Genomic DNA, 8,056 nt, shown 5'->3' with positions numbered 1-8,056 from the left:
AGGTTTGCCGTCGCCCACCACGGCTTCACGGATGCGGCTCCAGATGCCGTCTGCGCCTATCAGCGCGCTGCCTTCAACGGTTTCTCCGCCTGCAAGGTGCACAGTCACGCCGCTTTCCGACTGGTCAAACGACTCCACCCTGGCGCTGGTGCGCAAGGTGACGTTGGGCTGCGCCCGGCAGGCATTGAGGAACACCTGGTGCAGGTCGGCGCGGTAAATCACGCCATAAGGAAAGCCATAGGTGGCGCGGGCCAGGTCGCCAAGCGGGACACGGACAACCTTCTCGCCCGTGCGCACATCGTTCATGCCAAGACCGGTGGGAAAGAACGCCACACGGTTGACGGCTTCAGTGAGGCCCAGGTAGTCAAACATGCGGAAAATATTGGGACCGAGCTGGATGCCGGCGCCGATCTCGCCAAAACTCGCCGCCTGCTCCATGAGTGTCACGGCGCGCCCGTCCTGCGCGAGCACCAGGGCCGCGGCCAGCCCGCCGATGCCGCCGCCCGAGATGAGGATGGGGGATGTGTGTGACATGTGTGAGAGGGTATCAGGGGGGCTTTGACAATGATAAGTATGCTTATCATGTATGTCCCTAGTACATACCCTGAGCGCAAAGCTGAACGGTAAACTCGGCAAATGGCAAAAAGCTTTAACTTCAGCGAGGCCCCCGGGCACTTGATTCGCCGGGCGCAACAACTCGCGGTTGCGATCTTCATGGAGGAAACAGCCGGTTTTGACGCGACGCCTGTGCAGTTCGCCATCCTGAACGCCTTGATGGACGACCCGGGCGAAGACCAGATCACGCTGTCGGGCCGCGTTGCCTTTGACCCGGCCACTTTCGGCTCGGTGATCGGTCGGCTGGAAGCCAAAGGCTGGGTCAAGCGGGAGGCTGACCCATCTGACAAGCGCCGCAAATTGCTGTGGACGACGCCCGAAGGGGAAAAAGTTGCACTGCAGATGAAACGTGCTGTCAGCAAGGCACAGCAGCGCATCGTGAGTCCGCTGGATGATGACGAGCGGGTGCAGCTCGGCGTGTTGCTTGGGAAGCTGATCAGCGGCCACGAAAACGCGGCCAGGTAGCCGGCATCGGAACTGCGCGCAGACAATAAAAAACGGGGCCGTCAGCCCCGTTTTTTATTGTCTGCCTGTTTGCCAGGCCCTGGCCAAAGGCTCAGGCTGACTTGGCCACCAGGGCGAAATGCTCCACCGTGGGCGGGCCGGCAAAGAAGGGCCCGACAATGGCTCGCCAGTCGGCAAAGGCGGGCGACTGACGAAAGTCGACGGTGTGGTTTTCCAGTGTGTCCCAGAAGATCTGCAGGATGTAGCGCTCAGGGCTTTCAATGCCCTTGTTGACCTTGAAACCTTGAAAGCCCCTGGCTTTGGAAATGACTTCGCGGATGCCGCGCTGGATGGCTTCGTCAAAAGCTGCTTGCTGGCCCGGGTGAATGCGGATGTCGGCGAGTTCGAGAATCATGAACAACTTTCTGAAGTAATTAATACTGGGTAGCCGGCAACTCTACCGTCAATCCGTCGAGCGCGGGCGTGAGCTTGATCTGGCAACTGAGCCGGCTGTTGGGAAGGCGCGGCGCGGCGGTAAATGCCAGCATGCCGAGCTCTTCGCCATCAGGTGGCGGCAGGGTTTGCGTGTCCGAGGAAAAAGGCTCCTGCACGTGTACATGGCAGGTGGCGCAAGTCAGCAGGCCGCCGCAGTCGGCGGCAATGCCGTCAATGCCTGCGGCCACTGCGGCTTCCATCAGACTTTTGCCAACCTTGCCTTTTACCGGCGTGGAGCGGCCGCCCGATTCGATGAAATGGATGGTGATCATGTTTTTTTTAGGGATGGCCGTGGCGGCTAGATCCGGCTGAAGTATTCACGTCTTTGCCAGTCGTCCTGGTCCTGGGCCTCGGCATGGCGGGTGATTTCGGCCTGTTTGACTCGCGTGAGGTAAGCCACGAACGCGCTGCCGAATGCCTCCACCAGCGCCCTGTCGCCTTGCAAGGCTTGCAGCGCCTCTTCGAGACTGGTGGGCAATTTCTCGGCGGTGTCACCATAAGGCGCGTCGGTGGCCGGCGGGGCTTTCAGGCGGCGCGCGATGCCGTCCAGCCCGGCGTGGATTTGCGAGGCCAGATAGAGATAAGGGTTCGCGGCGGGTTCGCCGAGGCGGTTCTCGATACGTGTGCCGTTGTCGTTGCATTGGCCAACTACGCGCAGCATGGCACCGCGGTTGTCCCGGCCCCACAAAATCGATTGGGGCGCCAGCGCATTCGGCCGAAAGCGGCCGAAACCATTGATGGTGGGCGTGCAGAAGGCCGTCATGCCGCGCGCATGCGCGAGCAACCCGGCGAGGTAGTGTTCGCCGGTTTCGGTCAGCATGTACTGCGCGTGCACGGGTGTGCTTCCGTCCGCGGGGCTTTGGCGTTTGAAGGCGTTGGCACCGGTTTTCAGGTCCACCAGTGACTGGTGCAGATGCCAGCCGCTGGACATGATGTTGGGAAAGGGCGGGCGACACACGAAGGTCGCGTGGTAACCGGCACGCCGCAAGGCCTGCTTCACCGCGCTGCGAAACAGCACCATGTTGTCGGCGGCAGTCAACGCATCGGTGGCTTCAAACACCGCCTCGACCTGGCTGGGCCCCAGTTCGATTTCCAGCGACAGCAGTGGCAGGCCCAGCGCCTGCGCCGTGCGCTGCACGATGCGCAGCGGCTCTTCGGCCATGTCCGCCCATTGCTCTGACAGGAGGTGGTAGCCGGGATGGATCATGCGCACCTCCGGCGGCAAGCCCGGCCAGTCGGCCAGCGCCGGGTCAAGCTGGGGAGCGTTGCCACCCTCGGAAATCCGGTAAATGTGGAACTCGATCTCCAACCCGCACTTCATGCTGTAGCCGGCCTCCGCCAGTTTGGCGAGAGCATCTTGCAGTACCCGGCGCGTGTCGAGTTCTACCGGGCGGCCGTCGGGAAACCATGGCTGGCATTGCACCCAGCCGGTTTTGTCGGCCCAGGGCAATTCTTTCAAGCTTGCCGGGTCGGCCAGCAGCATCACATTGCCGCCAAATTCAAAACCCGGCAGTTCGTCGGCGCCGCCGGCCTCGAACACTTTGTACGCGGTGCGGTCGGCGGTGTCCTTGAGCAGCAATGTGCTCACCATGCCGACGCCGTCCGTCATGGCTTGTCCGGCTGAAGAGGCCACCAGTGTCTTGCCGCGCAGCATGCCGTGCAGGTCGCACCAGGCAAAACGTACCAGCTCCAGGCCGCGCGCCTCGATGCGCCGCGTGGCATCGGCCAGCGCAGCCTGCCTTGCGGCGTCGTGCACTCCGCATTGCACCGCAAAGCTGCTCATGGTTGAGTGACGGTGCTGGGTGAGTTGGAGGTGGCCCCGGCGCCCAGCCACGGCGCACTCTCGCGTTTGGTGCGGGCGGTTTGCTGCCACCACGCGGCCCATTCACCGGCCGGCGCAATGCCGTCCACCGTATCGGGACCGGTGATCACCCTGGCCTGCGCAGGGTCGGCAATGCCGGGCGCCACACCGCCGTTTTGCACGGTCTCAATCGCCTTGAGCAGCACGCGCCGGTTGGCCATGATGACCTTGTCGGAGGTGGCCAGGTGTTCGCGTGTGCGGTCCTGGATTTCGCCCATGCTTTCCACGGCCCATTGGTCGTGCACATTGATGTCTTCTTCGCCCATGCCCAAGTAGGTGGTGCTCATCTGCTCTTCGGCGTTGAAGCCCCAGTTGTTGTGGCGGCCCGCTTTGGGGATGTAATCGGGCAGGGCAATGAACTGCTGGCGCTGCGCGCGCATGCTCTCGCGGTCCAGCGGGGCGCCAAAGCTGGTGAAGAAGGTGTACCAGTAGGTGTTCGTGTCGTCTACCGGCACATGCATCTGCGTGATGGTCATGGTTTCCGACAGCGGAATCACAAACGTGGCCGGGAAGATCGCGTTGGTCACGCGCACATGGGTGAGTTTATCGGTCATGGCGCGCAGCGCGGTCAGCTGCATGCCCCAGGGCTTGCTTTCAAAGCTGATGTCGGGTTGGGCGAACTCGCGCATGATGCGCGTCATCGGCCACTGCTCGCCATCCTTCGTGCCGGCGCTGGCGCTGCGAAACTGCTTGCCGGCCGGGTTCTGGCCGATTTCATCGAGCGGATCGTCCTGCAAAAAGCGATGCAGGAAAGACGGGTGCGCCGGGTCGATTCCCACCTCGAAAGCCTGCAGCCAGTTGGCGTTCCACAAACCCTTGAAGGCAAAGCTGTGCGTGGACGGTGCGGTAAAACAGTCAAAAGCGGGGAAGGGCGGCGGTGTACTGCCTTCGTCGCCCAGCCAGGCAAACAGCACGCCGGCTTTTTCAATGACGGGATAGCTGCGCTGGCGTATGCGTTCGCACAACTTGCTGCCTGTGGGCTCTGCCGGGGTTTCCAGGCAGCGGCCGTCGGTGGCGAACTTCCAGCCGTGAAAAGGGCAACGCAGGCCGCCGCCTTGCGCGGCGCTTTCGCGGCGGCCAAACGACAGGTCGGCGCCGCGGTGTGTGCAGTCGCGGTCCAGCAGGCCCCATGCGCCGGAGGCGTCCTTGAACAGCACCAGATCCTGGCCGAACAGCTTCAAGGCCTTGACCGGGCGGATTTCCATGCGCGGGTCCAGCGCCGGATTGAACTCATCCACCAGTGCAGCGGGCTGCCAGTATTGGCGCAGCAGCTTGCCGCAGGGCGTGCCCGCGGTGATGCGGGTGAGCAGTTCGTTCTGTTCAGCGTTCATGGAGACCTCAAAACGGTATACCGAAATTAAAATTCAGTGTACATTCTCGGGCATGAACTTGCAAGAAACCGTTTTGATGCAGTTGCGCGACCTGATCCTGCGTGGCGAGTTTGAGCCGGGCCAGCGCCTGGCCGAGCAGCAACTGGCCGAACGCCTGGGCGCCTCGCGCACACCGGTGCGGGCCGCGCTGGTCACGCTGGAGCAGGAAGGGTTGGTCGAGGCCAACGACACCGGCAAATACCTGGTGCGCCAGTTCACCCCGCGCGAAGTGGCCGATGCGATTGCAGTGCGTGGCCATCTGGAAGGCATGGGGGCGCGGCTGGTGGCTGAGCACGGCGTGTCACGCCAGCTGCAGCTCGATTTGCAGTCTTGCCTGGATGAAGGTGACCGCGCGCTAGCGGCCAACCCGCTGGGCTATGACAACTACGCGGCCTATGCGGCCATGAACGACCGCTTCCACGCGCTCATCCTGGAGGCCAGCGGCAACCGTGCACTGCAACGCGCGATCGAATTGAACGACAAGCTCCCCTTCGCGTCTGCCTCGGCCATGTTGCCCATGCAGTCCACGCTGGAGCAGGACCGGGACTGGATGCACTACGCGCACCGCCAGCACCACATGCTGTTTGCAGCGCTCAAGGCTGGGGAGGGCGCGCGTGCGCAGGCGCTGGCGGTGGAGCACACCGAGGTCGCGCAGATGAACATGCGCATGGCGCTGCAGCGGCGCGCCGAAACCGAAAGCCTGATGCCGGGCTTGCGCCTGGTCGTCGGTGGTTAAGCCGCAGGCGCTTTATTAGCGTTCGCCCAGCAGCAGCTTCAGGTCAATGGATTCGGCAACCGCCTTGTTGCCGGCATCACCCAGGTGCAGGTGGTCGCCCGAGTCATAGGCGGGCAGGATGCGCAGCGGGTTCTGCGGGTCGCGCACCACCGCATCGAAATCCAGCACCGCATCAAACTCGCCGCTGCGCATCCACGCGTTGATGCGCTGTCGCACGGCGTCTTTTGCGGGGCTGTAGTAATTGGCAATCGGCGAGCCCGGCATGGTCAGCGCGCCCTCAAAGGGTGTCAGCGTGGCGCCGACGATGCGCACGCCCCGGCTTCTGGCGCGCGCAATCAGCTGGCGGTAACCGGCTATCAGCGCGTCGGTCTGTATGGCGGGCTCCTTGGGTTCGAGGGTGCTGCCGGGCCAGCTGATGTCGTTGATGCCCATGAGCAGCACCACGCTGGTGACACCGGGCTGGTTCAGCACGTCGCGCTCAAAGCGCGCCAGCGCATTCATGCCCATGTGGTTTTTGAGAACCCGCCCGCCCGAGATGCCGGCATTGAGGACAGCCACGTTGTCCCCGGCCAGGCGGCGCGCCAGGAAGTCCGGCCACCGCTGATCGGTGCCTGGAGTTGATGCCGCGCCGTCGGTGATGGAGTCGCCAAAGGCCACCACGCTGCGTGTGCCCGGTGCGGCCTCCACCAGCACGGCGCTGAGAAAGAGGCGGCTGTTCACCGTGGCATCTGCCTTAAGGACGCTCGCGTTCGCGGCATTGCCTGCAGCAATCTGCGCGGGCTGCAGGCCGTCCCAGTGGATGGTGGTGAGTGGTGTCGTTTGTGGGAAGTAGAGGCTGACCGACAGGCGGCTCAGCGGCGCGACCGGCATCTCGACCGGGTCACTCATCACGACAGCGCTTGCCGGTACGGCGACTGTCTGCTGGCCGCCAAAGGTCAATGCCTTGCCGGCTCCGTCAGTGGGCGCTATCTGGGCCGCGCCTATTTGCAAGGCCTGCGAGCCGTATTCGTTCGACAGCACAATGCGCACGCGTGAGCCGCCCACGCTGGCCCGGACGGTCTGGCGTACTGTCTGGTCGTGAAGCGTGGCGGGAAGGCCCAGCGGCAGCACAAAGTCATCGCGCCAGATCGGCTGGGGGCTGGCCGTCCAGCTTGGCGTCCATGCGTTGACATCGGCTGCCCGCGCCTGCGGCAAAACGCTGGCGGCCAGCAACGTGAATGAAAGAAGGACTTGACGCGCGCGCCGCTTTGGAATGAAAAATGTGTTCATGGTGTGGTTCTCTCAGCAGATGACGGGGATGGCGCGCGGCTCGGCCTTGTCGCGCGACAGGCTGTACAACGTGACCGCGATGCCGGCCACCGTGATCAGCGCAGCCAGCCAGCTCAGGCCACCCAGGCCGAAGGAACTGCTGACGACCAAACCGCCCAGCCAGGCGCCCAGCGCATTGCCCACATTGAAGGCGCCGATGTTGAGGCTGGCCGCCAGGTTCTGGCCCGCGCCGTGCGCCTGCTGCAGCACGCGCATCTGCAGCGGCGCCACCGTGGCAAAAGAGGCCGCGCCCAGCAGCCCGACAAACACCACCGTGGCCACCGGCGAATGCAGCACAAAGCCCATCACGCCCAGCACCAGCGCCAGCGCGCCCAGCGTAAGCAGCAGCGACATCCGCAGCCCGTGGTCGGCCAGGCGCCCGCCCAGCAGGTTGCCCACAAAGAAGCCGCCGCCAAACACCAGCAGGATGGGCGACACTGCCGCCTCGCTGAAGCCGGTGATCTGCGTGAGGATGGGCTGGATATAAGTGAAGATCGCAAACAGGCCGGCGAAGCCGAGCACGGTCATCAACAAGCCCAGCAGAACCTGCGGGCGGGCCAGGCCGGCCAGTTCTTGCCGGATGGTCGAGGTACCGTTTTCAGCCGCGCTGCGCGGCACAAAAATGGCCAGCACCACAAAAGCCAGCAAGCCGATCAGCGTGACCACCCAGAAGGTAGAGCGCCAGCCGTAATGCAACCCCAGCCAGGCGCCAGCGGGCACGCCGAGCAGTGTGGCCAGCGACAGCCCGCTGAACATGATGGCAATGGCTGAGGCTTTTCGCTCGGGCGCGACCAGGCCGGTGGCCACGATGGAACCCACGCCAAAGAAGGTGCCATGCGCCATCGAGGTGATGATGCGGGCCGCCATCAGGCTGCCGTAGTCCGGCGCCAGCGCACAAGCCAGGTTGCCCAGCGTGAAGATGGCCATCAGCGCCAGCAACACGGTTTTGCGCGGCAGCTTGCGCGTGGCCAGCGTCAGCACCGGTGCACCCACCGCCACGCCCAGGGCGTAGCCGGAAATCAGCAGCCCGGCCGAGGCGATGGTGACGCCCAGGTCGGCGGAGACCTGCAACAGCAGGCCCATGATGACAAATTCTGTCGTGCCGATGCCGAAGGAGCCGGCGGTGAGGGCCAGAAGGCCTAAAGGAAGTGAAGGGAGTGATTTGCGCGCATCCATGAAAGTCGCCTAAAAAGAGGATGTGCTTAGTGTGGAGACGAAGTGCTATCT

Annotated in this window: 9 protein-coding genes; 2 read left to right on the top strand and 7 right to left on the bottom strand. The window is 63.8% G+C overall.

What is annotated here, in order from left to right; genetic code table 11:
* Nucleotides 1–534: FAD-dependent monooxygenase (locus tag AC1DWI_RS07955; RefSeq protein ID WP_477724638.1), on the bottom strand; the 534-nt coding region annotated here is incomplete at its 3' end.
* 102 nt (nucleotides 535–636) lie between these two features.
* Between AC1DWI_RS07955 and AC1DWI_RS07950 the strand changes: the two genes are divergently transcribed.
* Nucleotides 637–1,080, top strand: coding sequence for a MarR family winged helix-turn-helix transcriptional regulator (locus AC1DWI_RS07950; protein WP_477669095.1), 444 nt, complete (start codon nucleotides 637–639; stop codon nucleotides 1,078–1,080).
* Between the two features lie 91 nt (nucleotides 1,081–1,171).
* Here AC1DWI_RS07950 and AC1DWI_RS07945 read toward each other — a convergent pair whose 3' ends face one another.
* Genes AC1DWI_RS07945 through AC1DWI_RS07930 form a run of 4 tightly spaced genes read right to left on the bottom strand, consistent with a single transcriptional unit; the run spans nucleotide 1,172 to nucleotide 4,746 of the window.
* Entirely contained in the window at nucleotides 1,172–1,474 is a 303-nt protein-coding gene (locus AC1DWI_RS07945) for an antibiotic biosynthesis monooxygenase family protein (protein WP_477669096.1), read from the bottom strand.
* A 19-nt stretch (nucleotides 1,475–1,493) separates the two neighbouring features.
* The gene (locus tag AC1DWI_RS07940) at nucleotides 1,494–1,826 is read right to left on the bottom strand and encodes a 2Fe-2S iron-sulfur cluster-binding protein (RefSeq protein ID WP_477669097.1); all 333 of its coding nucleotides are present in this window, start codon (nucleotides 1,824–1,826) and stop codon (nucleotides 1,494–1,496) included.
* Between the two features lie 26 nt (nucleotides 1,827–1,852).
* On the bottom strand, nucleotides 1,853–3,337 hold the full coding sequence (locus AC1DWI_RS07935) for a glutamine synthetase family protein (RefSeq protein ID WP_477669098.1): 1,485 nt from the start codon (nucleotides 3,335–3,337) through the stop codon (nucleotides 1,853–1,855).
* Nucleotides 3,334–4,746 carry a Rieske 2Fe-2S domain-containing protein gene (locus tag AC1DWI_RS07930; protein WP_477669099.1) on the bottom strand — a complete coding sequence of 471 codons (1,413 nt, stop codon included), beginning with the start codon at nucleotides 4,744–4,746 and terminating at the stop codon, nucleotides 3,334–3,336. Before AC1DWI_RS07930 ends, AC1DWI_RS07935 begins: the two co-directional genes overlap by 4 nt.
* A gap of 52 nt (nucleotides 4,747–4,798) precedes the next feature.
* Here AC1DWI_RS07930 and AC1DWI_RS07925 point away from each other — a divergent pair, with 52 nt between their 5' ends.
* Nucleotides 4,799–5,521, top strand: a complete 723-nt coding sequence (locus AC1DWI_RS07925) for a GntR family transcriptional regulator (RefSeq protein WP_477669100.1) — start codon at nucleotides 4,799–4,801, stop codon at nucleotides 5,519–5,521.
* 15 nt (nucleotides 5,522–5,536) lie between these two features.
* On the opposite strand, the gene AC1DWI_RS07920 is transcribed toward AC1DWI_RS07925, so the two are convergent.
* Both AC1DWI_RS07920 and AC1DWI_RS07915 read right to left on the bottom strand, forming a co-directional pair.
* Nucleotides 5,537–6,790, bottom strand: a complete 1,254-nt coding sequence (locus AC1DWI_RS07920; protein WP_477669101.1) for an SGNH/GDSL hydrolase family protein — start codon at nucleotides 6,788–6,790, stop codon at nucleotides 5,537–5,539.
* 12 nt (nucleotides 6,791–6,802) lie between these two features.
* Nucleotides 6,803–8,005, bottom strand: a complete 1,203-nt coding sequence (locus AC1DWI_RS07915; RefSeq protein ID WP_477669102.1) for an MFS transporter — start codon at nucleotides 8,003–8,005, stop codon at nucleotides 6,803–6,805.
* Between the last annotated feature and the right edge of the window lie 51 nt (nucleotides 8,006–8,056).

This window comes from Polaromonas sp. P3_C2, assembly GCF_056402675.1.
Note: the sequence above shows the minus strand (reverse complement) of the source record. Positions and strands in the feature narration are given on the sequence as shown.

Coding starts and splice junctions, on each gene's coding strand:
- AC1DWI_RS07930 (WP_477669099.1), bottom strand. CDS start 4,746: ATGAACGCTGAACAGAACGAACTGCTCACCCGCATCACCGCGGGCACG.
- AC1DWI_RS07915 (WP_477669102.1), bottom strand. CDS start 8,005: ATGGATGCGCGCAAATCACTCCCTTCACTTCCTTTAGGCCTTCTGGCC.
- AC1DWI_RS07925 (WP_477669100.1), top strand. CDS start 4,799: ATGAACTTGCAAGAAACCGTTTTGATGCAGTTGCGCGACCTGATCCTG.
- AC1DWI_RS07935 (WP_477669098.1), bottom strand. CDS start 3,337: ATGAGCAGCTTTGCGGTGCAATGCGGAGTGCACGACGCCGCAAGGCAG.
- AC1DWI_RS07940 (WP_477669097.1), bottom strand. CDS start 1,826: ATGATCACCATCCATTTCATCGAATCGGGCGGCCGCTCCACGCCGGTA.
- AC1DWI_RS07950 (WP_477669095.1), top strand. CDS start 637: ATGGCAAAAAGCTTTAACTTCAGCGAGGCCCCCGGGCACTTGATTCGC.
- AC1DWI_RS07920 (WP_477669101.1), bottom strand. CDS start 6,790: ATGAACACATTTTTCATTCCAAAGCGGCGCGCGCGTCAAGTCCTTCTT.
- AC1DWI_RS07945 (WP_477669096.1), bottom strand. CDS start 1,474: ATGATTCTCGAACTCGCCGACATCCGCATTCACCCGGGCCAGCAAGCA.